Here is a 24,552-nt window from a genome sequence, read left to right as displayed (position 1 = left end):
CTAACCCTTCGGCGAATTTCCTGCGGTTTGTTTTTGGGGCGCTGGAGCGTTTGTTTTGAGGGGTTGCTTCGCGTGATGGGATCATTACTTCTGGTCCATAGCGCGTCCGTGTGATCGTGTCGTATCGTCCAGTCATCGCCAGGCCTTGGTGGGGGTGCTGGCCTTCGAATCCTTTGTGTACAAAGCCTTTGGAGCTCGGATGGCCATGGACGACACCAATAGTGTTGGGCACCGTGTCGTGCCCGGAGTCGAGAACGGTGCGGCCTGGGTCGACGAGGTGCTGCTGGACGGCGCCGGAGCCCAGGTGTGTTTGCGGCTGCCGGAAGTGATCGACCGCGCGAAACTGCGGCGATTGGTTCAGGAGCGGCAAATTGAATTGGCCCAGTCCGGTTTGCGGGCGGGTGGTGCGGCGGCTTTACGTTTACCGCCGTCGCTGGCATTCGTGACGCATTTGCTGGCAGTGTGGCGCAGCGGCGGGCAGGCGATCCTCCTGGATCACCGGCTGACCGATTACGAGGTGCGGAGGGCGATCGAGCGGCTGGTGCCGCAGGTGGTCGTTTCGCCGGATCGACCGGTTCCGGCCGGGCTGCGCACGTTCCACGATGTCGACGCGAGTGTCGCCAGTTATTCGGGCCATCCGGCCAGTACGTCGCACGCCGTCGTACAGCTCAGTTCTGGGTCGACCGGGCCGTCCAAGGTGATCGGTCGGACCGCGCAGGACCTGGTCGAGGAGATCAAGCGGTACACGCAGATCGACGGCGTACCCACCAAGAACGAGCGAGTGATTCTGCTGCCGTCGATGGTGCATGTGCTCGGTCTGGTCGGCGGTCTGCTCTACGGCCTGCACGCCGGAGTCGAGCTCGTTCCGCCGGCCCGGCTCACCGGTGACGCGATCCTGCAGGCGATCGCGGCCGAGACCACGCCGGCCACCGTGCTCGGCGTACCGTTCCACATCGGTTTGCTGGCCTCGGTTCAGCAGCCGCGGTGGCTGCCGCAGTTCAAGCGGATGACGACCGGTGGCGAGCTCGTGCCGAAGTCTGTGTCGGACGCGTTCGAGCAGAAGTACGGCGTCCCGCTCGGGAACATGTACGGGATGACCGAGGTCGGTGTCATCGGCACCGATCTGTACGGGCGGCATCGGCCCGCGATCCGCCCCGCGCCCGGGATCGACGTCCGGACGGTCGACGGCGAACTGCAGATCGCCAGGACGGAATCGCCGTACCTCGGCCTGTCCGATCCGGCCCGCTGGTCCGACGGCTGGCTGCGGACGCGCGATGCCGGGGTCGTCGATCCGGAGACCAGGCTGGTCAGCATCAAGGGCCGGCTGGATTCGCAGGTGTCGGTCGGTGGGCTGAAGGTCGACCTGACCGAGGTCGAGTACACCCTGGGAACGCTGCGCGGCGTCGAGGCCGCGGTCGTCGTCTATGACGGCTCGATCACCGCCTACCTGCAGCTTCGCGAACGCCGGGAGACCGCGCGCCTGGAGGCGGAGCTGTCGCAGCGGCTCGCGTCGTACAAGCGGCCGCGGACCCTGTACGTGCTCGATCAGTTGCCGCGGACAACTACCGGGAAGCTGGTCCGGGACCTCACCGTACTGCGCAAGGCGGTGTCGTGATGCTCGGTCACTACGATCTCCGCCGGTGGCTGGTCGAGGGCCACGGCCAGTACGGCGTCGTCGAGCGGCAGGCGGACGACGTACAGGCCGGGCACCGAGTCGACCGGACCGTCGCCAAACGGGACACGTCGCCGCAGGCCGGAGTTCCTAAGGCCCAGGCCGAGTGCTTTGCCGACGGCCTCCTTCGCGGTCCAGAGCTGCAGGAAGGCGAGCAGGTCGCCGGCCATCCACTCCAGCTCGGCGGGGTCGAACCAGCGGCGGGCGAGCCCGCTCACCTCCCGCGGATACACGTCCTCGACGTCGATCCCCACGACGCCGGTGCGCCGCGCGGCGACGGCGACGAGCGAGCGGCTGTGGCTGATGCTCACCGCCAGCCCGTCGATCTCGGGTCGGCCGCTCGCATCGTGGCGCAGCACCGGATCCGCACCGAAGGTGCCGGCGAGCGAGAGCAGCAAGGCGTGGGCGGTGGCACGGGAGTCGGCACCGGCCGGCGCCGTCCAGACCTCAACAACAGCATCACCCACGACAGCATCATTCACAGAAGGAAGGTAACCCGATGAAGGACGAGGTTCGCGATTTCGTCATCGCGCAGCTGCAGGACATGAACTACGACGTCGAGGGAATCGACGACGAAACGACCCTCGGCCCGGCCGGAGTGGACCTCGAGTCGCTCGCACTGGCCGATCTGTCGGTCCGGGTCGAGGACAAGTACGGCGTCCGCTTCTCCGACGACGAGTCCGAGCAGCTGGCACTCATGACGGTCGGCGAGTTCACCGCTGAGGTAGCTGGCCGGTTGGCTCAGCAAGTCTGATGAGCTCCCAGCTTGCGCACGGTGAAACACAGCCCCCGCCCGGGAGGGCCGAGATCATCGACTGGTTGGCCGGACTCGGTCAGCGACCGCCCGGTACCGAGCGGATCGACTCGATGGAGCTGGCGTGGCTGGTCCATCAGGTCGAGCAGCGGTACGGCGTGGAGCTGCCGGACGAGCTGCTCGAGCGGATGACCACGATCGACGCGGCTGTCGCCGTACTGGCTGAGGTGCTGTCCAGTCATGTCTAACCCCAGACCGGTCGCGGTGACCGGGCTTTCCGTGCTGACTGCCCTCGGGCGTGGTCCCGAGGCGCAGCTGTCCGGTGAGCCCACGTTCAGCGAGGTACGGCGGTTCGACACCGGCGCACTGCGGGTTCGGTACGCCGCATTGGCCGCTGAGACCGGGACTCTGGACGAGGAGCTCGACCTGGCGGTTGCTACGGCGTGCGCGCAGGCCGGTGTGGACCGCAGTACGACGACGCTGTTGCTGGCGATGCATGAGCCGCCGGAGTGCGACTTCAACGCAGCGCGGATCTACACGAGTGCCTGTGTGTCTGGCAGTACGGCGCTCGCGGACGCGGCAGCGTTGATCAGAAGGGGCCGGGCGGACCGGATCGTCGTCGCGGGTGCGTATCTCGTGGAGCCGTATCAGTTCGCACTGTTCGACGCTGGTCGCGCACTGGCCTACGACAACGTCGTCCGGCCGTTCAGCGCGCAGCGTCGCGGGACGCTGCTTGGTGACGGGGTTGCGGCCGTAGTGCTCGAGGCTGGCACCGGTCTGGCGCAGCTGGCCGGCTGGGGGCGTGCAGGCGACGCCCACCACCCCTGCCAGCCCGCACCGGATGGACGCGGTCTCGCTGCGGCGCTTCGGCGAGCGCTCCAGCGCGCTGAGGTCTCCGCGGAGGACGTGGGGTATGTGAACGCGAATGCGACCGGCACGATCTTCAGCGACCAAGCCGAGGCCGCTGCGCTGAAGGCGGTGTTCCGGAGCAGTCCGCCGGTCAGCTCTACCAAGGGGCTGCACGGGCATGCGCTGGAGGCCTCAGGGGTCGTGGAGTTCGTGGTGACGGTGCAGGCGTTGCTCGAGGGGAAGCTGCCGGTCAATGCGGGGTTCCTGGGGAGTGATCCGCACTGCGAGGTCGATCTCATCCTGGATGCGCCGCGCAGTGTGCGGACGCGGGTCGGGGTGTCGGTGAACTCGGCGTTCGGCGGCGCCAATACGGCTTTGGTGGTGAAGGTGTGATCGAGGTTCATGACTTGGTGGTGCTGGCGACGGGCCGTTGGCCGGAGCCGGGGGACGACGTGCCGCCGGGAGTGCCGGGGTTCGTGGACTCGGCGTTCAGTCCGATGGTGGCCGCAGCGGCGGAGCGGTGTCTGGAACGCGTCGGTACGGCGGGTGCCCTGACCGGGATCGTGATTGAGAGTGCCGGGGATCGGGTGAGCGCCGACCGCGTCCGGCAGCTGGTTGCTGTGGGCAAGCGAGTTGGGCCGTTGCAGTTCTTCCAGTCGGTGCCGAACAGCATCGCGGGCTGGATCGCGGCGAAGTGGGACCTGCGCGGGCCGGTGGTGTGCGTGACGGACTGCGGATTGGACGAGGCCGCGCTGCTGATCGGGGACGGCGACGCCGAGCTGGTGCTGGTCGTGCGGGTGGAGGCGGACGAGGCGTCCGCACAGATCGTGAGTGGGGGAGAGCCGGAATGAAGCAGGCAAGAGGCTGGCGCGCGCGGCTGGCGGCGGATCCGGGGATCGGTACCGGGAATGTGCTGGCGGCGGTGATTGCCCAAGGCGCCGATCTGGACGGGCCTGGGTTGACCTTCGACACGGCTGTGGACGGCTTCCCGGCCGAGCATCCGCTGACGTTGGGGGAGCTCGACGAGCGGGTCCAGGCCCGGACGGCGTGGTTGCACGAGCACGGGATCGGGCGGCGGGACGTGGTCGCGATCTGGGCGACCGAGGCGCAGGACATCGTGCTGAGCTTCCTGGCGTTGGCTCGGGTCGGCGCGATTCCGGCCTTGCTGAACGGGAAGATGGCGCCGGCGATCGCGGACGAGTACATCCGGCGGCTGCGGGTGAGCGCCGTACTGGCTGATGCCGGGCACCGGCAGTTGCTGGATGCCGACGTACTGGCTGAGCCGCGGGAGCTCGGGGCGGGTGATCCGGCGGCGGCGCCGGCTCACTACCAGCATCATCGGGACGACCCGGTGGTGATCACGCACACGAGCGGGACCACCGGCGTACCGAAGGCCGTGTTGCATACGCAGACGACGTTGTACGCCGCTTTGAAGCACCTGCTGACGATGCCGCAGGCGCAGGGGACGGATCGGATTCTGAACGCGCTGCCGATTCCGCATACGGCGACGATTCTGATGGTCAACCAGGTGCTCGGGAACCGCGCGGAGATGTTGCTGCTGTCGAGCCAGGACTCTCCAGGTGTACTGCAACAGATAGAGCGGTGGAAGCCGCATGCGGTGTATGGGTTCGCGGTTACGTGGGCCGGACTCGCGAAGGAGAATCTGGCCCAGCACGACCTGGATTCGGTGCGGATGTGGTTCAACACGGGGGACTGCGCGCATGAGCCGCATATTCGGAAGCTGGTCGCCGCCGGGAGTCGCGAGACGGTGACGCGGGCCGGTCGGGTGATGGTGCCGGGGTCGCATTTCATTGACGGGCTGGGCTCGAGCGAGATGGGGCACAACGGGTTCCACATCACGCACACGGTCGAGTCTGAGCATTACGGGCGGTGTATCGGGAAGCCGTACGAGTTCGCGGCGGCGACGGTGCTGAGCTCGACTGGTGTCGAGTTACCGGCGGGGAAGGCGGGGATCCTCGGGTTCCGGTCGCCGACGGTGTCGCCGGGGTACTGGAACGACTCGGTCAATACCTACCGTTTCCGACTGAACGGTTGGTTCGTGACTGGTGATCTCGTTTATCGGGACGAGGGCGGTCACTACTTCCATCTGGATCGCATTCCGGATGCTGTTGCTGGGTTCGAGGGACCGCAGCTTTACACATCCCTGTCCGAGGAACGCATCCTCGCAGCGCTTCCCGATGTTGCCGACTGCACAGTCGTGATCGTGGCGGAGGGTGGCCAGTACGCCGCCGACGTCCTCCTCGAGCTCACCCCGGATGCCCCCGAGGTAGACCGCACGGACGCCGTCAAAGCAGCCGTCGGCGAGGAGGTCGCCGCCATCCTCCGCCACGTGACTGTGGTCGGCGCCGACGACGTCCCAGTGACCGTCACCGGCAAAGTCCGCAAGGTCGCCTTACGCGAGGCCCACTCATGAGTACGACGGCGGGCGTGACGATCACCGGGATCGGGATGCTCACCCCGGTGGGGCGGGGGGCCGCTGAGGTCTTCTCCTCGTTGCTCCATGGGCGGTCGGGGATCAGCCGACCACCGGAAGGACATCCGGTGGCGGGGTCGGTTGAGCTGGGTGGGTTCTTGCCGGAGTTTGATGCTGGGCGGATTGCGTCCGGGCCGGACGGGAAGGTGATGGATCGGACCGTCATCCTGGCGCAGTTGGTAGCTGCGGAGGCGTTGGCTGATGCGGGGCTGGTGGTGGGGGAGAACGTTGATGCTGAGCGCATTGGCGTGATTGTTGGTGGGGTTGGGGGGATGGCGACGCTCGAGCGGCAGGTGCTGGCGAGGGCGGAGCGAGGAAAGGTTGCTGTTAGCCCTTATTTGCTGACGGGGATTCTGCCGAACATGCCGGCCGCGCGGGTGGCGATCCGGTTCGGGATGCGGGGGTATACGTCGGCGGTGGGGACGGCTTGTGCGTCGGGGGCGCAGGCGATCGCGGATGCGGTCCGGATCATCCGGGCGGGCGAGGCTGACGTCGTACTGTGTGGGGCCAGTGAGGCGCCGCTGTTTCCGACGTTCGCGGAGACGTTCGCGAATGCGCGAGCGCTGGCCCGCGGCTGGGACGATCCGACCGAAGCGAGTCGGCCGTTTGACCTTAGGCGTAACGGGTTTGTGCTGAGCGAGGGTGCGGCTCTCCTGGTTCTTGAGAGCTCCCAGCATGCAGCCGCCCGAGGTGCGAGCGGGTACGCCGATGTGGCCGGGTACGGGGTCAACTCGGACGCGCATCACCCGACGGCTCCCCGGCCGGACGGCACCGGAGCGGCTGCCTGCATGCGGATGGCGTTGAAAGACATCCGCCCCGAGCAGGTCGGATACGTCAACGCACACGGCACCAGCACGAAGCTCGGTGATGTCGCGGAGTCCGTCGCGATCGGCCTTGCCTTTGGCAACCATATGCCGGCGGTCAGCTCTACAAAGGCGTTGACCGGACACATGCTCGGCACCTCCGGAGTTGTCGAAGCGGCGGCCGCCGCGTTGGCGATCAACACCGGCCTGGCGCCCCCGACGTACCACCTGGACGACCCGGATCCGGCCTGCCCGCTGGACCACGTCCGCAAGGAACCACGAGCGATCCCGCTCGAGTACGCCGTCTCGAACTCGTTCGGGTTCGGCGGCCAGAACGTGAGTCTGCTCCTCGGCACAGCGAGCACGCCGAAGATCCGGCAACTATCAAGTGAGGAGAAGGCGTAGATGGAGATTTACGGGATCGACCACGTGGAGATGTACGTGGGCGACGCTCGGCAGGCGGCGTTCTACCTGGCGCATGCGTTCGGGCTGCAGGTGCACGGTCAGGGCGGGCCGGAGACCGGGCTGCCGGACCAGCGGTCGTTGCTGCTGCGGCAGGACGCCGTACAGATCGTGCTGACGTCCGGGCTGGCCGCGACCCATCCGGCCGCGGAGTACGTGCAGCGGCACGGGGACGGCGTGGCGGTCGTCGCGATGGAGGTCGACGACGCGACGGCGGCGTACGCCGAACTCACCTCGCGTGGGGCCGTAAGCCTCAAAGGACCGGAGCGGTTCGAGGCCGGGGAGTCGGTCGTGGTGGTCGCGGAGGTGGCCGGCTTCGGCGACGTGATCCACCGGCTGGTCGAGCGGCACGGCCCGCGGCACGAGTTCCTGCCGGGGCGGATCCAGCTGACCGCGCCGATCGGCGTACCGGACGAGAAGTTGTTCAGCGAGATCGACCACCTGGCGATCTGCGTACCGTCCGGTGAGCTCGAGCCGACCGCGAAGTTCTACGAGGACGTGTTCGGTTTCCCGCGGATCTTCGAGGAGTACATCGAGGTCGCGGGGCAGGGCATGGACTCGAAGGTGGTGCAGAGTCCGTCGAAGCACGTCACGTTCACGCTGATCGAGCCGGACCTGAGTCGCCGGCCGGGCCAGATCAACGACTTCCTCACCTGGCACGCGGGCGCCGGCGTCCAGCACATCGCCTTGCGGACCAGCAACATCGTCGAGGCGGTCAGCACGCTCTCCGACCGCGGGGTGAACTTCCTCGGTACGCCGGCGACGTACTACGACGCTCTCGCGGACCGCGTCGGCGAGGTGGATACGCCGATCGAGGAGCTGCAGCAACGCGGCATCCTCGTCGACCGCGACCACTGGGGGCAGCTGCTGCAGATCTTCACCGAGTCGATGCACGTCCGGCGAACGCTCTTCCTGGAGATCATCGAGCGGCGCGGCGCGATGACGTTCGGCAGCGGCAACATCAAGGCCTTGTACGAAGCCAAGGAGCGGGAGCTTGCTCATGACGTTTGAGTTCAAGCTCTCCGAAGCGGAGATCGAGCTTCTTCCGACCGACGAAGATGTTGCCTTCTACAACGAGCACGGCTGGTACCTCTCGAAGAAGCTGCTCACCGACGACGAGACCGACGAACTCGTCAACGCGAGCGAGCGGTACTACGCCGGTGAGCGGGACCGGGCCCTCCCGACGGCCCCGCCCAAGCTCGCGTACTGGGACCCCTCCAAGGGCAATGTCCAGCGCCACAACGACTACGTGCACTACGAGCACGAGGGCCTGGCGAAGATCCTGCGCAAGCCGCTGATCGGTGCGGTCGCGGCCCGGCTCGCGCAGACCGACGCGATCCGGATCTTCCAGTCCACCTTGATCTACAAGCCGCCGGTCGAGGGTGAACCGTCGAACATCGTGCCCTGGCACTTCGACAAGCACTACTGGTCGTCCTCGGCCTCGGACAAGATGCTGACCGCGTTCATCCCGTTCCACGACTGCCCGCCCGAGATGGGCACGATCACCATGGTCGACGGCAGTCACCGCTGGCGGGAGATCGGCTCCGACGACACCGTCGTCCGGCACTTCGCCGAGCGGGACCGCTCCCAACTCGACCAGATGCTGGCCGAGAACGCGGCGTACAACGGAGCCGAGGTGGTCAAGCTGGCGATCACGATCCCGCGCGGCCACCTGAACTTCCACCACTGCCGCACGTACCACGGCAGCGGTGCGAATATCAGCGACCGCCCGCGCCGGGCGATCTCGCTGCACCTGCAGGACGGGGACAACCGCTACCGCGAGTTCCCGCTGTCCGACGGCACCACGGCGGCGTACAACCACGACGTCCTGGTACGGCGGACCTCCGACGGGCGGCCGGATTACGCCGATCCCGAGTACTGCCCGACGCTCTGGGCCGATCGCTAAAGGAGTAGTGCCATGTCACGTTACGACTGGGGTCAGACCCACCCCGGCATCGAACAGCTGGAGAAGGCCGTCTCGGAGGCCCGCGACAAGGTCGTCCAGCATCCGCTCTACGCCATTCTGGACACGCACGACGCGCTGGTGACCTTCATGGAGCACCACGTGTTCGCGGTCTGGGATTTCATGTCCCTGCTGAAATCCCTGCAGCGTGAACTCACCTGCGTCACCGTGCCGTGGATCCCGACCGAGCACCGGAGCAGCCGCCGGCTGATCAACGACATCGTGATGGTCGAGGAGAGCGACGAACTCGGTGGCTCGGACGGCAAGCCGGCCTTCATCAGCCACTTCGAGCTGTACGTCGACGGCATGCACGAGGCCGGCGCGGACACGGCCGCGATCGACCGGCTGATCGACCTGCTCCGGGGCGGTGCTCCGGTGGTCGAGTCGCTGGGCGCGGCCGGCGTACCGCAGGCTTCGATCGATTTCGCCGGGACCACCTGGGGGATCATCGAGAACGCGCCGGTGCACTGCCAGGCGGCGGCCTTCGCGTTCGGCCGGGAGGACCTGATCCCGGACATGTTCACCCAGGTCGTCGCGGTGAACGAGCGCTCGAACAAGCTCAACACGTTCGTCGACTACCTCGAGCGGCACATCGAGGTGGACGGGGAGTTCCACACCCCGATGGCGATGCAGATGGTCGCCGACCTGTGCGGTGACGACCAGGCCAAGTGGGACGCCTGCGCGGACACCATCAACACCGCCCTCGCGGCCCGCGCCCGCCTCTGGGACGCGATCGCCGCCGCGATCGTGACGGCCCCGGCGACGGTCTGACCGATGTCCACAGATCTCTACCGGACCGTCCGGCTGATCCGCAGATTCGAGGAACGGGCGATCGAGTTCGTGCGATCCGGAGAGATCGTCGGCGGTATCCATCCGTACCTCGGGCAGGAGGGCATCGCGGCCGGAGTGTGCGCGGCTCTCGGCCCGAACGACGTCATCACCAGTACGCACCGCGGTCACGGGCATGTGCTCGCCCGCGGTGCGAATCCGGCGCGCCTGCTGGCCGAGCTGATGGGTCGTGAATCCGGTCTGAACAAGGGCCGGGGCGGCTCGATGCATGCGGCCGATTTCAGCCTCGGGATTCTCGGGGCGAACGCGATCGTCGGCGCCGCCGGTTCGATCGCGACCGGTGCCGCCTGGGCTTTGAGGCAGCAGGGCCGGGACTCAGTCGCCGCGACCTTCTTCGGGGACGGCGCGATGAACGAAGGCATGCTGCTCGAGGCCTTCAACCTGGCCGCGCTCTGGCAGGTGCCGGTGGTCTTCGTCTGCGAGAACAACGGCTACGCGACCACGATGCCGGTCGCGGCCGCGGTCGCCGGCAGCATCACCGGACGCGCCCGTGCCTTCGGTATCCCGGCCTTCACCGTCGACGGGCAGGACCCCGAGAAGGTGCTGGAAGCAACCAGTACGGCGGTCGCCCGGGCCCGGGCCGGGAAGGGGCCGACGTTCCTGGAGTGCGTCACGTACCGGTTCGACGCGCACCACACGTTCGAGCACCGGACCCGGGTCACCTATCGCTCGGCCGAAGAGATCACGACTGGGCGTTCGCGGTGTCCAGTGGAGATCCAGGGCGCACGGCTGACGGCCGCGGATCGGGCGGCCGTCGATGCCGAGGTCGAGTCGCTACTGGAGGCGGCGGCGGGCATCGCACTGGGCAGCGCCCACCCAGATCCCGCTGCCGCACTCTCGTACCTGTATGCGGGGGAGCTGCCCTGATGCCGAAACTGTCCTACCTGAAGGCGCTGAACCGGGCCCTGGGCGACGAGCTGGAACGCGATCCGGCCGTCTTCCTGCTCGGCGAGGACATCCGCGCGGCCGCCTCGAACCTGACGGCCGGTCTGCACACGCGCTTCGGCTCCGACCGCGTGCTCGATACGCCGTTGTCCGAGCAGGCGTTCACGAACTTCGCCACCGGCGCGGCGCTGGTCGGGATGCGGCCGGTGATCGAGTTCCAGATCCCGTCGCTGTTGTTTCTGGTGTTCGAGCAGATCGCCAACCAGGCACACAAGTTCTCGCTGATGACTGGTGGGCAATGCAAGGTCCCGGTCACGTACGTCGTTCCCGGGTCCGGCTCGCGGACCGGGTGGGCGGGTCAGCACTCGGATCACCCGTACTCACTGTTCGCGCAGGTGGGTGTGAAGACCGTGGTCCCGGCGACTCCGGCCGACGCCTACGGACTGCTGGTGACGGCGATTCGTGATGACGATCCGGTGGTCGTGTTCGCACCATCCGCCACGCTCGGCGTTCGCGACGACCTCGACTTCAGTGCGCTGGGACCGATTCCGCTGGGGGTTGGCCGGGTTGCTCGAATTGGTGACGACGTGACGGTGGTTGCCCTCGGCCACCTGCTCCACGATGCCTTGGCGGTCGCCGATGAGCTGGCCGGGCAACTATCCGTCGAGGTCTTCGATCCGCGCACGGTCTACCCATTGGACGTGGCTGGGCTGGTCGCATCCGTGCAGAAGACCGGTCGGCTCGTGGTGATCGATGACTCGAACCGGACCAGTGGGTTCGCCGCTGAAGTCCTCGCGGTCGTTGCCGAGCAGTGTGACCTGAAGACGCCACCACGCCGGATCACCCGCCCGGACGGCGCCGTACTGCCGTTTGCCCTCGCCCTGGACCGGGCGGTGCAGCCCGGCCGGGACCAGCTCCTCACCGCCCTCCTGGAGATGTCGTGACAGACCTGTGGAACCAGTTGCCCGAAGCAACCCGGACGGCGTTGCTCGCGCGCGGCGTCGATGCGTGGCGGTCCGTGTACGAGGGCGTTGCCACGCACAACAAGCAGTGGCGGCCGCTTCGGCCGCCGATCATGGCTGCTTCCGTGTACGACGAGTTCACCGCGATTTCTGCGACCGTCGCCCGGTTGATCCTGACCGCGTGTCAGCAGCGGGCGACGACCGCGGGTGAGCTGCGGGATGCGCTCGGGATGCCGGTCGGCGCGATCGACCTGCTCGATGAGGATCTGCCGTTGACCGAGGAACTGCTCGGCGGTGTCCGGGCGGACATCCTGCTCGCGGACGGAACGCCGTACATGGTGGAAGCGAACATCGACAGCGCGCTTGGTGGTGCGCATGATTCTGACGGCATCGCGGGGCGCTTCCTTGCGGCGTACGGCGGTGATCCGGTTCTTGATGCGGTTGGGCTGACTGCGCCGCCGTCTGCGGTCGATGCGCGGTACGAAGCGGTGCGGTCGGCGCTGGCGCTTGGTGGGCAGGATCGGTTGGCGATGGTGTTCACGACCGGCGGGAGTTATCCGGGGTCGCAGGACGGGTTGGCGATGATCAAGCTGCTGGAATCGTTCACCGAACGCGGTCGGCAGCTCGGGCTGGATATGCGGGTCTACCCGGTGGAGTGGCTGACCCTCGACGACGCCGGTCGGTTGTGCGTCGACGACGGCCCGATTGACGCCGTACTGCGGATGTTCGTCCCGCAGGGCACGCTGCCGAGCGTCGGTCTGGATGCGTTGGGGAAGGCCGTGCAGACGGGCGCGGTTCGGATCTTCACGCCGACTGCGAGCTGGTTGCTGGCGAGTAAAGCGATCTTCGCGTGGCTGTGGGATGACCTCGACACGCTCGCTCCAGCTGATGCTGAGGTTGTACGTCGCCACGTCCCACGCACGCAGGTGTTGTCGGCCGCGCTTCGGGAGCAGGCGTTGTCGGAGCAGCGAGAGTTGGTGCTGAAACCGTCCGGTTCCTATGGCGGTGTCGGCGTGGTGGTTGGTCCCGAGGTAGCGGCTGAGGAATGGCAGCATGCGGTCGACGAGGCGCTGGTGGAGAACGGCTACATCCTGCAGAAGTACGTCCCGGTCGACCGGCTGACCATGCAGTTCGTCGAGATGGAGACCGGCGCGATCAAAGAAGCCGACGTCCCCTTCTGCCTGGCGCCGTACCTCTTCGGCGGGGTGGCGGCCGGGGCGTACCTGCGGTTCGCGGTGCCGGGGGCGGGACCGGTGGTCAATGTCGCCCAGGGTGCGCTGACGAGCGGGCTGCTGCTGGTGCCTAAGGACAGGTACTAGTCGCCGAATCGGGGTCGAGGGAGCTCGGCTCAGGCGTGCGGAGCGGTATACGTACATCCCTATGACCTGTCCTTAGCGACGCTTTGAGGGCGGGGATGATGCCTAGGGCGACGATGGCGGCGGTGAGGGCGAAGGCGGTGGGGTAGCCGGTGCCGGCTACTACGGTGCCGAAGGCGATGGCGCCGATGCCCCAGCCGCCGTCGTACGCGAGGTTCCAGAGGGCGCTGACCTGGCCGTACCGGGAGGTGGGGGCACTCTCGTACATCATCGTGAGGGTGAGGTTCTGGGCGGCGCCGAAGCCGATGCCGAACAGGGCCGCGCCGGCGATCACGACGGCGGGGGAGCTGACGAAGACGAGGCCGGATGCGCCCAGGGCGGCGAAGAGCAGCGCGACCGGGAGCAGGCGGGCGGAGCCGATCCGGTCGCCGTACCGGCCGGCCAGCCAGCGGGCGCCGGGAGCGGTGACGGCTTGCAGGAAGAGGGCGGTGGCGGCCAGCGAATGGTTGCCGGCGGCAAGTGGGAGGAACGTGATGCTGATGCCGGCGGCGAGGGTGACGCCGGCGAAGACGAAGGCGGGCATCAGGAGACCGTGGCCGCGGAGGTCGTGGAGCACCTTGACCTGAGCCTTCTCGGTGCTGGTCCGGGTGGGGACACCGGCCATGAGACCGAGGACCGCCAAGGCCATCACCGCGGCGATGACGAACAAGGCATGGAAGCCGATCACGTCGATCAGGTAGACGCCGAGCGGAAGGCCGATGACCGCCGGCAGGCCGTTGGCGAGGCCGTACACGCCCAGCGCCTCACCGCGGCGGTTCGGCGGTGCGAGGTCGGCGATCAGGGCAACCGCGCCGACCACGTTGATGGCCAGGCCGGCACCGCGGACCATGCTGATCAGTACGACGATCGGCAGCGAGGTCGTGAAGAGCAGGGCCAGCGCCGGAACGCCCATCAGGACGAGGCCGAGACCGAGGACGACGCGGTAGCCCCAGCGGGCCAGCATCCGTGGCACCAGCAGTTCGACGGCGACGGCCGAAAGCATCATCGCGCCGGTCGAGAGGCCGGGGCCCAGTCCGGCCGAGCCGTTCGCGGCGAGGTAGAGCGGGATCACCGAGGTCAGCAGATACATGCTCAGCCCGGATCCGAGCACTATCCCCAGCAGGCGGACGAACTGCCCGCCGATGAGTGGGGCGGATCGCTCGACAGGGACTTCGCAGGTCGTCATACCTGCAACGCTAGGGCCGAACCGGTCTTTGCTACAGGTCCAGTTCTGACCGCGTAGAGAGAACCAATTGATCGGTGATGAGCGCGGTCAGCCGGTTGAGGGCGACTTGGAGCTGAGCGCCGGTGGTACCGCTGCACGAGATGCGGAGGGCGTTGACCGGCGCATCCGTGTCGTAGAAATGCGCCATCGGGGTCCACAGCACGCCGTACTCCTGGGCGGACTTGGTGAGGAGTTCGTCGTCGACCACGAACGGGACGGTGATCACGACGAAGAACCCGCCGGAGGGGATCGTCCAGGTCAGTTCACCGTTCGGGAAGTGGGCCGCGAGGTGGTTGCTGACGATCGCCAGGTTGGTCGCGTAGATCGCCCGCTCGCGCTGGTTGGCCGCGGCCAGGCTGAAGTCGCAGTCCAGCAGCTTTCCGCCGATCACCGCTTGCGCGATCGGTGAGGTGTTGACGGTGACCATGCTCTTCAGCTTGGAGAGTTCGTCGGCGAACAGTCCGCCGGTGTTGACGGTTTGGTCCGCGACGACGAAGCCGACGCGGGCGCCGGGCAGGCCGGTCTTGGCGAATGAACCCAGGTAGATCACGCGCCGCTCGGTGTCGAGCGCCTTCAGGGTGGGCAGCCGGTCGATGCCTGCAGCGGGGAACAGTCCGTACGGGTTGTCCTCGAGCAGCAACAGCTCCTCGGCCGTGGCGAGCTCCAGCAGGCGGCGTCGAGTGGGCAAGTCCATACTCAGGCCGGACGGGTTGGCGAAATCGGGCATGACGTAGAAGCCGCGGGGGCGCAGGCCGTCGGCCCGGGCGCGTTTGATCACGGCCGGCAGATCGTCGAGGTCAGGCACCGGCAAGACCGGCAGGTCGACGATGCGCGCGGCCCCGGTGATACCGACGTACGCCGGGGAGATCGCCAGCAGCACGTCCGCCGCGTCGGCCCGGAGCGCGCGCAGCGTGAGCAGCATCGCCTCTTGGCAGCCGGCCGTGACGACGATCGCCTCGGGATCGACGTACAGGTCCTCGTCGACGGCGAGATTGCGGGCGATCAGTTCGTGGATGACGCCCTTGGTCCGCCCGTACTGCAGGATCGTCCGGCGGACCGCCGCCTCATCGAGACCCTTGGTGCGCAGGTGTTCGGCGAAGAGTTCGAGATACCGCGGGATGTCGTCGAGATCGAAGAACTCCTCGGTCGGCCGGCCCGCGGCCAGCGAGATCGCGTCCGGGTAGTGGTGGGAGATCTCGTTCAGGAAGTTCATCGAGTTCAAGGCGCGATCGGTGAGCGACGCGTGCAACGAGCTGAGCTCGAGGTCGGCCATCAGTTCCTCCCCGTCACCAGCTCGGCGACCGCGGCCAGGTCCGCGCAGCCTGCCAGCAGCATCGCATCCCGCAGCTCACGGCCGAGCAGCGTCAACGCCTCATCAGGGGCCCCAGCGGCCAGTGCCCACAGCAACGGACGCCCGACCAGTACGGCGTCGGCGCCGAGCGCGAGTGCTTTCAGTACGTCGGTGCCCCCACGAATCCCGCTGTCGAGGAGCACCGGATAGTCGTTGCCGAGTGCATCGATCACGGAGCCGAGGGCATCGATCGAGGCGGGTGCGCCGTCGAACTGCCGGCCACCGTGGTTCGACACCACCACGCTGTCGGCCCCGGCGTCGACCGCCGCGCGCGCGTCCCGCGAATCGAGAATCCCCTTCACCGCCAGGGGAATCTCGGTCATCGACCGGATCCATTCGAGATCGCGCCAGGAGAAGGTGGGGTCGAAGGCAAGGGCGGTATGAGCGGCCACGGCCGACACCCCATGGGCCGCGGAATGTGCCTCTGTGTATTTGTCGACAAGATTGGCGGCGACGACCTCGGCCGGCAGTGCGAACGAGTTGCGGACGTCGCGTAGCCGGCGACCCATCACTGGCACATCGACCGTGACCATCAGCGCACCACAGCCGGACTCGGTGGCACGGTCGATCAGCGACCGGACCATGCTGCGATCGCGCAACCAGTACAGCTGGAACCACGATGGAGCGACCGCCGCGATCTTCTCCAGCGGGACGCTGCTCAACGTGCTGATGACATAGGGGATCCCGGCCTTGGCAGCGGCTGCGGCCAGCAGGAGTTCGCCTTCCGGATGGAACAGGCGCTGGTATGCCATGGGCGCGACCGCGATCGGATACGAGGCCGGCGTACCGAGGATTGTGCAGGTGGTGTCGGGGGACTCGACTCCGGCCAGGACGCGCGGGGTCACCGTGAGCGCGTCGAGGGCGGCGCGGTTGCGGTCCAGGGTGAGCTCCGCACCGCTGCCGCCGGCAACGAAATCGCGGACGGCGGCGGGCAGTACGGCGAGCTGTTCGTAGTCGGCGAAAGCCTCAGCCATGGGTGAAGGTCCGGCTGAGCCAGGCGGCGGCTTCGGCGGTCGCTCGTCGTCCGCCGTCGAGAATGCCCGCCATGGCGAAGAAGCCGTGCACCATCCCGTCGTACCGGCTGAGTGTCGTCGGGACGCCGGCGGCGTGCAGCTTCTCGGCGTAGAACTCGCCCTCGTCGCGCAGGGGGTCGTACTCCGCCGTGATCACCAGGGCCGGCGGGAGGTCAGCGTGGGACTCGGCGAGCAGCGGCGAGGCCAGCGGGTCGAGTCCGTCGAGCGAATCGGTCAGGTAGTGATTCCAGTACCAGCCGACTGAGGTCTTGTTGAACAGGAACGGGTCGTCGCCGGTCACCATCGACGGGGTGTTCGCGCCGTACCGGGTGTTCGGATAGACCAGCAACTGCCCGGCGAGCGCAGGACCCTTGTCCCGGGCAAGCAAAGTAGTTGCCGCCGCCAAGTTGCCACCGGCACTGTCCCCACCCACGACCAGCCGGGCCGGATCCACCTGTAGCTTCTCGGCGTTCGCCGCGATCCACAGCGCGGCGTCGTGACAGTCGTGCACCGCGGCCGGGAACGGATGCTCCGGCGCGAGCCGATAGCCGACAGTGATGACCTGGCACGGTACGGCGTTCGCCAACCTGCGGGTGATGCCGTCGGCGGTGTCGATGCTGCCAAGCGTCCAGCCGCCGCCGAAGAAGTAGATCAGTGTCGGCAACGGCCCGGCCAGATCCGGCCGATAGAGCCGGAGCGGCAGTCCGGCGTCGGTGCTGAGGTCCTCGACGTGGTGGACAGGCTCGGCCTGACCGCCGGCTGCCTGGATCGAGGCCAGGTCGGCCGCGCGTGCCTCGGCCAGCGTCTGGGTGTAGAGCTGCGGGACGTCACGCGTCTGGCGGTCGGCGCGCATCGCCTCCACCTGTGGGTCCAGCGGCATGAGCTCACCCCAATCGGATCGGCATGGACCGATGTCCACGCAACAACAAGCTAGGACTGCGTTCGGGTGGCCCCGCAAGCTCCAGCCCCGGGAACCGCCCGAAGAGCTGCCCGAACGCCGCGCGGCCCTCCATCCGGGCCAGGGCCGCGCCGACGCAGAAGAACGGGCCCGCGCCGAACGACAGATGCTGCAGGTCGCCCCGGCCCGGATCGAACGTGTCGGCGTTCGGATGCTTGGCCGGGTCGCGGTTCGCGGCACCCGGCAGGATCAGCACCAGACTGCCTTCGGGGATCGTCTCGCCGGCCAGTTCGAGATCGGTCGACGCCTTGCGGCTGATCAGCTGGACGGAGCTTTGGTGACGAAGGACCTCTTCGACGTAGCTTGCCGCCAGCTCGGGATCGTCGCGCAGGGCAACGATCAGGGCAGGTTCGGCGAGCAGTAGCTCGAGGCCGTTGGTGAGCAGGTTCATCGTCGTGACGAAACTGGCGTTGACCAGCACCAGCAGGTTGTCGATCAACTCCTGCTCGTCGATCCCCGACGTACCGGAGTCCAGAGCGTGCACGAGTGAGCCGACGAGATCATCGCGTGGGCGCAACCGCCGGTCGGCGATCATCTTGGCGTAGTAGGCGTTGAGCTCCTCGGCCGCCTGGTTCGCGGCGGCCAGCTTGGCCGGCTCCTTGCCACCTAGGTCGAGGTAGTCGTCGATCTGCTGGGTGCGGTCCTTGAACCAGTCGACATCGGAGCGGGGGATGCCGAGGAAGGTGGCGATCACCGTGATCGGCAGGCGGTAGGCGAAGTCGGTGAACTCGACCACCTGCCGGTTCGCGCCGGACTTGGCGAGGTCGTCGAGCAGTTCGGTGGTCAGTGCGTCGACGACCGGTTCGAAACCGGTCAGGCGGCGCGGGGTCAGCACGGCCTGGAACACCTTGCGCATCCGGAGATGATCGGGCTCGTTGCGGAACATCATCGATCCGCCGAGATGACGCAGTACCGGATCCTGAGGGTCCGGATCCGCCGTCAGCAGGCGGTGGAACCGGACGTCCTTCAGGGCTTCCTGGGCGGCGTCGTACCCGTTGATCACGAACGCGTACGGCGAGGTGCCGGGGGTGAGCCGGCAGACCGGGCCGATCCGATGCAGCTCCGCGAAGAGCGGCATCGGGTCCCGGCGGGCTTCTTCGGAGCCGAGGGCGGCGACGATTTCCGCGGCGGACCGGGAATCGTTCGTACTCCGAGCAGGCATGGCTTACTGCACCAGCTTCAACGGGATGGACGCTGCCATGGCCTGGTAGCCGGCGTCGTTCGGGTGGATGTGGTCGCCGGAGTCGTACAGCGCGTTCAGCTTGCTCGGTGCGGCCGGGTCGCGCAGCACCTTGTCGAAGTCGAGGACGCCGTCGAACTCGCGGCTGGTCCGCAGGTAGCTGTTGACTGCCTGACGCGTGGATTCCTTCGCCGGGGTCCAGCTGTCGGTGCCACCAAGACCCTCGTACGGCGTGATCGTGCTGACGAGGCTGCTCAGTCCACGCTCCTTGACCTGGGTGTTGATCTGCCGCAGGGCGCCGATGATCTCGGCCGCGGAGTCGTCGGACATCCAGATGTCGTTGACGCCGAGCTCGGTGATCACGGTGCGCACGCCGGTCTGCGGGAACACGTCCTCGTTCAGCCGGGCCAGCGAGTTCACGCCGACCTCGTTGAAGCCGGGGAACGCGCCGTTGTCGGACGGCTCGGTGCCGTCGTGGTTGAGCCGGCTGCCGGCGAGTCCGGCGTTCAGCACGCCTGGGAACGGCTTGTGGCCGGCGGAGGCGGCCAGCCGCTCGGCGAGCTGGTCCGGCCAGCGGTTGTTCGCGTTGAAGGTGCTGTTGGTCCCGTCGGTGATCGAGTCACCGAGGACGACGATCGACCCGGCCGACTTGTCGGTCTGGACGTCGACGCCGGACAGGAAGAAGAAGCAGCAGCGCCGGGTCAGCGTGTACGCCGCTCCGCCGGGCTGGGTGACGAGGTTCGTCGGGCCGACGAAGTTGTCCTGCAGCGACGAGCCGTGGAACGTGGTCGGGCCGGTGTTCTCCGGGAAGTACAGGCTGACCACGAGGTCGTCCAGATTGCCGAGCTTGAAGTTCAGCGGGTCGCTGAGCAGCTCGCTGCCCTTCACCATCGACGCCGTACCGGAGCCGTTGAATGTCAGTGTGCGCAGAGTGTTCGGGTCGATGTCGGACAGCTCCGGCGTGGCTTTGTTGGGCTTGGCAACAGTCGCCGCACCGACGGTGACGGTCTTCTCGCCGTAGATGTTCGACAACCGGATCCGGATCTTGTCCCCGCCGACCGTCGGCCGCACGACCAGCCGAACGCTCTGGTCGGTGAGCCCGAGGTTGGTCGACCCGGTCGCGTTGCCGTGCGTGACCGCGGTGGCCCAGCTGCCGACCCAGGCATTGGCGTGATGACCACCGCCGCCGTAACTCGCGCCGGCCAGGGTGGACCCGGCCAGAGTCAGTGCGGCAGTCAGCGCGACCGCGCGCCATTGCTTCGGAACATGCATGGACGGACCTCCCGGCGGAATGGAATCGGACGGAACGTAATACGTTTTCTTCAGGCCGGTCAATGCATCGGCAAATGCTTGTTTCGAATAGCCGGAGTGGTGGTTAGCGAGGGGTTCGTACCCCCGGTTCGCAGGGGTATACCTTCGCCTGGGAACGTCGGTGACCGGGTGGCTCCGGAGAGCGACGAAACCCTGTACAGAAGGCGGTTTCGGGCTCTGGTCAGCCGCTGGGGCGTCCAGTAGAGTCGCCGCACGGCTGGGGGTGGCCGTTGCTGAGGGGATCGATACTTAAATGCCGCCTGAATTGGTCGTGCCCAAAATATCCGGCAATTACGTGCACCGGGTCCTGGAGTTGTTCGCGCAATTCGCCGAGCGGCCCGCGCTGGTGCGCGGGCCCCGGCGGGCGACGTACGGCGAGTTGATCGCGGACGTGCTGCGGATCGCCGCCGCGCTGCGCGATGCCGGGGTCCGTCCCGGCGGCAAGGTGCTGGTGATGGCGGCGAACTGCTTCGACGCCCCGGCGCTGCAGCTCGCTCTTCATCTGCATGGTTGCCGGGCGTTGTGGTGCGCGCCGATCACGTCCCGGCGGGAGATCGATCGGTTCGCTGTGCTCGCCGATGCGGATGCGTTGGTGTACGACGAGGCCGCGGAGCTCGGTTCGGAGCTCGCGGCCGCGCTCGCGCCGATGCCGTCGTACGGGCTGAACGATCTGGTCGCTCGCGCGGCCGCAACGCCGTACGTGATCGGTGAAGTTCCGGCGCCGGATTCGGTGTTGCAGACGAGTGGGACGACGGGGGATCCGAAGCTCGTTCACCACACGCAGGCGTTCTATTCGCAGATCCTGGAGTTGGCGAAAGCCTTTGTGGATAACGGGTTTCCGCTGCTTCGGCACTACTCCAGCTCGCCGTTGTGGTTGGCGAGTGGGCAGATCACCAGCTTCTTCAACCTGTTCACCGGTGGCGTGCTTTTCCTGACCGATACCTGGTCACCGGAGGAGTTCTACCGGACGGTGTCGGGCGAGCGGATCACGTCGACGTACGTGACGCCGCCGATGCTGTACGAGGTGCTGGATCATCCGGGCGGCTCGGCGTTCGACTGCAGCAGTTTGTTCATGCTGAACGTCGGTGCCGGGCCGGCGACTCCGGCGCGGTTGCGGCAGGGGATCGATCGGTTCGGGCCGGTGCTGCGGATCGTTTACGGGTTGAGCGAGGCCGTGGTCGTTACTGCGCAGCCTGGGTTGACCGAGGATCCGGCGCATCCGGAGCGACTCGCGTCGGCGGGTACGGGGTACGGGGATGTCGAGCTGGAGATTCGTGATGACGACGGGAAGGTGCTCGAGCCGGGGCAGGACGGGGAGGTGTGGGTGCGGAGCAAGCTCACCTTCGCCGGGTACCTCGGTAAGCCGGAGCTGACGGCGGAGACGCTCGTCGACGGCTGGCTGCGGACTCGGGACCTCGGGCATCTGGATGCGGACGGCTATCTGTTCCTGGTCGACCGGGTGCACGACATGATCGTCACGACGCGGCGGAACTGGGCGATCTTCTGCCGGCCGATCGAGGATGTGCTCGGCAGTCATCCGGCGGTGCGGACGGCGGCGGTGATCGGCGTACCAGATGCGGTGGTTGGCGAGGCTGTGCATGCCTTTGTGGTCACGCGATCGGTGGTTGCTGTTGCGGAGCTGCAGCAGTGGGTGGCTTCGGAGTTGAACGAGATGTGGGCGCCGGCCGCGATCGACTTCGTCGCCGAGTTGCCGTTGACTCGTATTGCCAAGGTGGACAAGGTTGCCCTGCGCAAGCTCTATGCGGAATTGCATCCAGCATGACGGTATTGGATGCCACGCCTCCGGCGCAGCGGTCATGGGGCTTTAACTCCAGCTCTTCCCTCGTCGCTCCAGTCGCTTCGCTCCCTACTCTCCTCAGTCCAGATCTGGAGGCCCCATGACAGGCCGTCGTGGGTTGGTGATCCTGTTCGTCGCGGACGTGCTGTCCGCGGTGGGCAGCCGGATCACGATGGTCGCGATTCCGTGGCTGGTGCTGATCACGACCGGCAGTGCGGCGCGGATGGGGTTGGTGGCCGCGGTCGAGCTGGTGCCGTACATCGTGGTGAGCATCATGGCCGGTCCGGTGATCGACCGGCTCGGACCCCGCCGTACGGCGATCTTGGCGAACCTGACGAGCGCTGTCGCGGTGGCTGCGATCGCGGGTGCGGCGACCATCGGGTTCGCCGTACTGCTGGTGTTGGTTGCGCTGGCTGGTGGTCTGCGGGGCGCGGCCGATCGGTCCAAGGATCTGCTGGTGCGGCCGATGGCCGAGGCGGCTTCGGTGGAGCTGATTCGGATCACGTCGTTGCACGAGACCTTCGCCCGCGGCGCGACGTTGCTCGGGGCACCGCTTGGTGGACTGCTGATCTACTGGACGGATGCGTCGTCGGTGTTGTGGATCGACGCTGTCACGTTTCTCGTGTGTGGGCTGCTGATCGCAGGGTTTGTTCGGCCGCCTGAGGTGGTGGCCGCGTCCCGGCCGGACAAGTACTTCCGCTCGTTGGCGGTCGGTTTCTCTTATGTACGTCGCGACGCGTTGCTGGCGACGATGCTGATCACCACGTTCACCGTGAACATCTTCGCCAGCGCGAGTACGGCGGTCTTCATCCCGGTCTGGGTCGCGGACGAACTCGGCTCGCCGGCCGGCCTTGGACTGACCCTCGGCGCGTTCGCTGGTGGGGCGTTGCTCGGCAGTATCGCGTTCACCGTCTGGGCTACTAAGTTGCCGCGGTATCTGACGTTCGCGCTCGGTGCGTTCATCGGTGGGAGTCCGCGGTTGCTGGTGCTCGGGTTGAGCGACAACCTGGTTCTGGTGGCGGCGGTGACGTTCCTGTCCGGGATCGGGATCGCGGCGATCAACCCGGTCTTCGGTGCGGTCCTGTACGAGCATGTCCCGAAGGAGTTGCAGGCGCGGGTGATCGGGTTGGTGGCGGCCTCGTCGTTCGCTGGCTTGCCGTTGGGCGCGCTGTTGGCCGGGGAGTTGGTGAGTGGGTTCGGGCTGTTCCCGGCGTTGATCGGTTCCGGGCTTGTTTGTCTGGTGGTGAGCGTCTATCCGCTGGTACGGCGTGGGCCGGGGCGGATCCTGGACGCGCCTGCTGTGGTGGAGGCGACGTGAACGAGGAAACCGATCCGTACTGTCTCGCGTTCGGCGAGAGCGAGGAGCTGCTTGCCGGTCACCCGTGGCGGCGCTTCGTCGTACTGGGCGACAGCGTGGCTGAGGGGTTGTGCGAACCGGTCGAGGGCTACAGCGACTTGCAGTGGGCGGACCGGATCGCGCATGAGCTTGGGCCCATCGCCTACCTCAACCTCGGCGTCAGCGGCTTGCGAACGCGCGAGATCCTGGCCACTCAGCTCGAACCAGCCGTTGCCTTCGGCCCTGACCTGGCGCTGGTGGTTGGCGGCGGCAACGATGCCTTCCCGGCAACGTACGACGCGGATCGGGTCGACCGTGAGCTGACGGAGATGATCACCAGGCTGCAGGACGCCGGGGCGGACGTGATGACGTTGGGGATGTTCGACGTCTCGTACAGCCCGGCCGTGCTCGACTGGCTACGCCCGGGCCTCCGGCAACGAATGCGAACCCTCTCGGACCGCACGGCCGCCCTCGCAGCCAAACTCGGCACGATCCACGTGAACCTGACCGACCACCCGCTCTCCACCGCCCCAACCCTCTACAGCTCCGACGGCCGCCACGGCAACGCCCGCAGCGACGCCGTAGCCACCGCCGAAACCCTCCGCCAACTCAGCCACCACCTCAAGTCCCGCCCAATCCGCCCCAACCCGCGCTAACCGGTGGATTTTCGTCGCGGAGCACCCCCAATCCACCGGATAGCGGGGGCGCAGTCGGCGGCCCGATCCGCTGCCGCCGATCGGGCCTGCCCGGGAGGTCCGTGCGTTATCCGGTGGATTTTCGTCGCCGAGCACCCCTAATCCACCGGATAGCGCAAGGTCCTGCGCCTCAGCCGCAGCCCGTCAGCCCCAGGCGACGGGATCGCGGTCGCCGGGCTCGGCGTCCGGCTCGGCCATGCGCTCTGCTCGCCGCGCGTTTCAGTCGGCTGGCCTTGGCGGTCGGGCGGGGTGCAGACCGAAAGGACTCGGCCGGGCACGTGGGTTTGTGGTTGCTCGCCGCGACCGGCCGACCTGAAAGACAGCACGGCTGGCCGCCGCAGTGGCCGAGGTGGATGGCGAGGCCGGTTCCCGCGTTTCCGTTGCTTGGGCTTCCGGGCTTGGGTTGCCGTCCGGGAGAGAGGCCGGTTCCCGATGCGCCGGATGCTTAGAGCCGACGGGCTCTGGTTGCGGTCCGGAACCCGCCGCCACGTTCCCGCCCCGCCCGTCTCACCCAGCTCCATCTCATGGGTTCCCCAGCAGACGCCGCCCGGCGGTAGCCCCATTTGATGGGTCCACCCACCGGGTTGTGGGAGGGCTCGCCGCATGCGGTTGGCCAACCCGGTATTTGGCTGGTCCA

General features: G+C 67.4%; 23 protein-coding genes. 16 read left to right on the top strand and 7 right to left on the bottom strand.

The window, feature by feature from the left end; genetic code table 11:
* The first annotated feature begins 205 nt into the window (after nucleotides 1-205).
* Nucleotides 206-1,615: a class I adenylate-forming enzyme family protein gene (locus tag OG474_RS10690; protein ID WP_405062102.1), complete on the top strand. Its 1,410-nt coding sequence runs from the start codon at nucleotides 206-208 to the stop codon at nucleotides 1,613-1,615.
* On the opposite strand, the gene OG474_RS10685 is transcribed toward OG474_RS10690, so the two are convergent.
* A complete protein-coding gene (locus tag OG474_RS10685) occupies nucleotides 1,546-2,154 on the bottom strand; it encodes a 4'-phosphopantetheinyl transferase family protein (RefSeq protein ID WP_405062101.1) in 609 nt (202 codons plus the stop codon). The genes OG474_RS10690 and OG474_RS10685 overlap by 70 nt on opposite strands.
* Before the next feature lie 17 nt (nucleotides 2,155-2,171).
* On the opposite strand from OG474_RS10685, the gene OG474_RS10680 reads away from it, so the two are divergent.
* Genes OG474_RS10680 through OG474_RS10625 form a run of 12 tightly spaced genes read left to right on the top strand, consistent with a single transcriptional unit; the run spans nucleotide 2,172 to nucleotide 13,012 of the window.
* Nucleotides 2,172-2,426: an acyl carrier protein gene (locus OG474_RS10680; RefSeq protein ID WP_405062100.1), complete on the top strand. Its 255-nt coding sequence runs from the start codon at nucleotides 2,172-2,174 to the stop codon at nucleotides 2,424-2,426.
* Entirely contained in the window at nucleotides 2,426-2,674 is a 249-nt protein-coding gene (locus OG474_RS10675; protein ID WP_405062099.1) for an acyl carrier protein, read from the top strand. The genes OG474_RS10680 and OG474_RS10675 overlap by 1 nt, the downstream gene beginning before the upstream one ends.
* Nucleotides 2,667-3,668: a beta-ketoacyl-[acyl-carrier-protein] synthase family protein gene (locus OG474_RS10670; protein ID WP_405062098.1), complete on the top strand. Its 1,002-nt coding sequence runs from the start codon at nucleotides 2,667-2,669 to the stop codon at nucleotides 3,666-3,668. The genes OG474_RS10675 and OG474_RS10670 overlap by 8 nt, the downstream gene beginning before the upstream one ends.
* Nucleotides 3,665-4,126 (top strand): hypothetical protein, encoded by a 462-nt coding sequence (locus tag OG474_RS10665; protein ID WP_405062097.1) that lies wholly within the window; start codon nucleotides 3,665-3,667, stop codon nucleotides 4,124-4,126. The genes OG474_RS10670 and OG474_RS10665 overlap by 4 nt, the downstream gene beginning before the upstream one ends.
* Nucleotides 4,123-5,709: a class I adenylate-forming enzyme family protein gene (locus OG474_RS10660; protein ID WP_405062096.1), complete on the top strand. Its 1,587-nt coding sequence runs from the start codon at nucleotides 4,123-4,125 to the stop codon at nucleotides 5,707-5,709. Before OG474_RS10665 ends, OG474_RS10660 begins: the two co-directional genes overlap by 4 nt.
* Entirely contained in the window at nucleotides 5,706-6,977 is a 1,272-nt protein-coding gene (locus OG474_RS10655) for a beta-ketoacyl-[acyl-carrier-protein] synthase family protein (protein ID WP_405062095.1), read from the top strand. Before OG474_RS10660 ends, OG474_RS10655 begins: the two co-directional genes overlap by 4 nt.
* A complete protein-coding gene (hppD, locus tag OG474_RS10650; protein ID WP_405062094.1) occupies nucleotides 6,978-8,045 on the top strand; it encodes a 4-hydroxyphenylpyruvate dioxygenase in 1,068 nt (355 codons plus the stop codon). It begins immediately after the preceding gene.
* The gene (locus tag OG474_RS10645; protein ID WP_405062093.1) at nucleotides 8,035-8,940 is read left to right on the top strand and encodes a phytanoyl-CoA dioxygenase family protein; all 906 of its coding nucleotides are present in this window, start codon (nucleotides 8,035-8,037) and stop codon (nucleotides 8,938-8,940) included. The genes hppD and OG474_RS10645 overlap by 11 nt, the downstream gene beginning before the upstream one ends.
* A 12-nt stretch (nucleotides 8,941-8,952) precedes the next feature.
* Nucleotides 8,953-9,768, top strand: a complete 816-nt coding sequence (locus OG474_RS10640; RefSeq protein ID WP_405062092.1) for a DUF3050 domain-containing protein — start codon at nucleotides 8,953-8,955, stop codon at nucleotides 9,766-9,768.
* Nucleotides 9,769-9,771: 3 nt separating this feature from the next.
* Nucleotides 9,772-10,713: a thiamine pyrophosphate-dependent dehydrogenase E1 component subunit alpha gene (locus tag OG474_RS10635; protein WP_405062091.1), complete on the top strand. Its 942-nt coding sequence runs from the start codon at nucleotides 9,772-9,774 to the stop codon at nucleotides 10,711-10,713.
* Nucleotides 10,713-11,675 carry an alpha-ketoacid dehydrogenase subunit beta gene (locus tag OG474_RS10630; protein ID WP_405062090.1) on the top strand — a complete coding sequence of 321 codons (963 nt, stop codon included), beginning with the start codon at nucleotides 10,713-10,715 and terminating at the stop codon, nucleotides 11,673-11,675. Before OG474_RS10635 ends, OG474_RS10630 begins: the two co-directional genes overlap by 1 nt.
* Entirely contained in the window at nucleotides 11,672-13,012 is a 1,341-nt protein-coding gene (locus OG474_RS10625; protein WP_405062089.1) for a hypothetical protein, read from the top strand. Before OG474_RS10630 ends, OG474_RS10625 begins: the two co-directional genes overlap by 4 nt.
* Here the strand turns inward: OG474_RS10625 and OG474_RS10620 are convergent.
* From OG474_RS10620 to OG474_RS10595, 6 genes are read right to left on the bottom strand one after another with little or no spacing between them, the layout of a single operon-like run.
* A complete protein-coding gene (locus tag OG474_RS10620) occupies nucleotides 12,996-14,234 on the bottom strand; it encodes an MFS transporter (RefSeq protein WP_405062088.1) in 1,239 nt (412 codons plus the stop codon). The genes OG474_RS10625 and OG474_RS10620 overlap by 17 nt on opposite strands.
* A 31-nt stretch (nucleotides 14,235-14,265) precedes the next feature.
* Nucleotides 14,266-15,546, bottom strand: coding sequence for an aminotransferase class I/II-fold pyridoxal phosphate-dependent enzyme (locus tag OG474_RS10615; RefSeq protein ID WP_405062087.1), 1,281 nt, complete (start codon nucleotides 15,544-15,546; stop codon nucleotides 14,266-14,268).
* A complete protein-coding gene (locus tag OG474_RS10610) occupies nucleotides 15,546-16,598 on the bottom strand; it encodes an alpha-hydroxy acid oxidase (protein WP_405062086.1) in 1,053 nt (350 codons plus the stop codon). Before OG474_RS10610 ends, OG474_RS10615 begins: the two co-directional genes overlap by 1 nt.
* Nucleotides 16,591-17,517: an alpha/beta hydrolase gene (locus OG474_RS10605; RefSeq protein WP_405062085.1), complete on the bottom strand. Its 927-nt coding sequence runs from the start codon at nucleotides 17,515-17,517 to the stop codon at nucleotides 16,591-16,593. The genes OG474_RS10610 and OG474_RS10605 overlap by 8 nt, the downstream gene beginning before the upstream one ends.
* A gap of 4 nt (nucleotides 17,518-17,521) precedes the next feature.
* The gene (locus OG474_RS10600; protein ID WP_405062084.1) at nucleotides 17,522-18,757 is read right to left on the bottom strand and encodes a cytochrome P450; all 1,236 of its coding nucleotides are present in this window, start codon (nucleotides 18,755-18,757) and stop codon (nucleotides 17,522-17,524) included.
* A gap of 3 nt (nucleotides 18,758-18,760) precedes the next feature.
* A complete protein-coding gene (locus OG474_RS10595; protein WP_405062083.1) occupies nucleotides 18,761-20,047 on the bottom strand; it encodes an SGNH/GDSL hydrolase family protein in 1,287 nt (428 codons plus the stop codon).
* Between the two features lie 292 nt (nucleotides 20,048-20,339).
* Between OG474_RS10595 and OG474_RS10590 the strand changes: the two genes are divergently transcribed.
* The 3 genes from OG474_RS10590 (at nucleotide 20,340) to OG474_RS10580 (ending at nucleotide 23,876) form a co-directional block, all read left to right on the top strand.
* Nucleotides 20,340-21,869 (top strand): class I adenylate-forming enzyme family protein, encoded by a 1,530-nt coding sequence (locus OG474_RS10590; RefSeq protein ID WP_405062082.1) that lies wholly within the window; start codon nucleotides 20,340-20,342, stop codon nucleotides 21,867-21,869.
* Between the two features lie 115 nt (nucleotides 21,870-21,984).
* A complete protein-coding gene (locus OG474_RS10585) occupies nucleotides 21,985-23,202 on the top strand; it encodes an MFS transporter (protein WP_405062081.1) in 1,218 nt (405 codons plus the stop codon).
* On the top strand, nucleotides 23,199-23,876 hold the full coding sequence (locus tag OG474_RS10580; protein WP_405062080.1) for an SGNH/GDSL hydrolase family protein: 678 nt from the start codon (nucleotides 23,199-23,201) through the stop codon (nucleotides 23,874-23,876). Before OG474_RS10585 ends, OG474_RS10580 begins: the two co-directional genes overlap by 4 nt.
* The last annotated feature ends 676 nt before the right edge of the window (nucleotides 23,877-24,552 follow it).

This window comes from Kribbella sp. NBC_01505 (genome assembly GCF_045040285.1).
In the GTDB taxonomy this organism is placed as follows: domain Bacteria; phylum Actinomycetota; class Actinomycetes; order Propionibacteriales; family Kribbellaceae; genus Kribbella.
This window is presented reverse-complemented; position numbering and strand designations above follow the sequence as displayed.

Bases quoted from the DNA above. Each gene is read 5' to 3' on its own strand.
- OG474_RS10610 (WP_405062086.1), bottom strand. From the start codon at position 16,598: ATGGCTGAGGCTTTCGCCGACTACGAACAGCTCGCCGTACTGCCCGCC.
- OG474_RS10655 (WP_405062095.1), top strand. From the start codon at position 5,706: ATGAGTACGACGGCGGGCGTGACGATCACCGGGATCGGGATGCTCACC.
- OG474_RS10645 (WP_405062093.1), top strand. From the start codon at position 8,035: ATGACGTTTGAGTTCAAGCTCTCCGAAGCGGAGATCGAGCTTCTTCCG.
- OG474_RS10640 (WP_405062092.1), top strand. From the start codon at position 8,953: ATGTCACGTTACGACTGGGGTCAGACCCACCCCGGCATCGAACAGCTG.
- OG474_RS10600 (WP_405062084.1), bottom strand. From the start codon at position 18,757: ATGCCTGCTCGGAGTACGAACGATTCCCGGTCCGCCGCGGAAATCGTC.
- OG474_RS10660 (WP_405062096.1), top strand. From the start codon at position 4,123: ATGAAGCAGGCAAGAGGCTGGCGCGCGCGGCTGGCGGCGGATCCGGGG.
- OG474_RS10690 (WP_405062102.1), top strand. From the start codon at position 206: ATGGACGACACCAATAGTGTTGGGCACCGTGTCGTGCCCGGAGTCGAG.
- OG474_RS10680 (WP_405062100.1), top strand. From the start codon at position 2,172: ATGAAGGACGAGGTTCGCGATTTCGTCATCGCGCAGCTGCAGGACATG.
- OG474_RS10635 (WP_405062091.1), top strand. From the start codon at position 9,772: ATGTCCACAGATCTCTACCGGACCGTCCGGCTGATCCGCAGATTCGAG.
- OG474_RS10620 (WP_405062088.1), bottom strand. From the start codon at position 14,234: ATGACGACCTGCGAAGTCCCTGTCGAGCGATCCGCCCCACTCATCGGC.
- OG474_RS10605 (WP_405062085.1), bottom strand. From the start codon at position 17,517: ATGCCGCTGGACCCACAGGTGGAGGCGATGCGCGCCGACCGCCAGACG.
- OG474_RS10675 (WP_405062099.1), top strand. From the start codon at position 2,426: ATGAGCTCCCAGCTTGCGCACGGTGAAACACAGCCCCCGCCCGGGAGG.
- OG474_RS10595 (WP_405062083.1), bottom strand. From the start codon at position 20,047: ATGCATGTTCCGAAGCAATGGCGCGCGGTCGCGCTGACTGCCGCACTG.
- OG474_RS10585 (WP_405062081.1), top strand. From the start codon at position 21,985: ATGACAGGCCGTCGTGGGTTGGTGATCCTGTTCGTCGCGGACGTGCTG.
- hppD (WP_405062094.1), top strand. From the start codon at position 6,978: ATGGAGATTTACGGGATCGACCACGTGGAGATGTACGTGGGCGACGCT.
- OG474_RS10590 (WP_405062082.1), top strand. From the start codon at position 20,340: ATGCCGCCTGAATTGGTCGTGCCCAAAATATCCGGCAATTACGTGCAC.
- OG474_RS10630 (WP_405062090.1), top strand. From the start codon at position 10,713: ATGCCGAAACTGTCCTACCTGAAGGCGCTGAACCGGGCCCTGGGCGAC.
- OG474_RS10670 (WP_405062098.1), top strand. From the start codon at position 2,667: ATGTCTAACCCCAGACCGGTCGCGGTGACCGGGCTTTCCGTGCTGACT.
- OG474_RS10615 (WP_405062087.1), bottom strand. From the start codon at position 15,546: ATGGCCGACCTCGAGCTCAGCTCGTTGCACGCGTCGCTCACCGATCGC.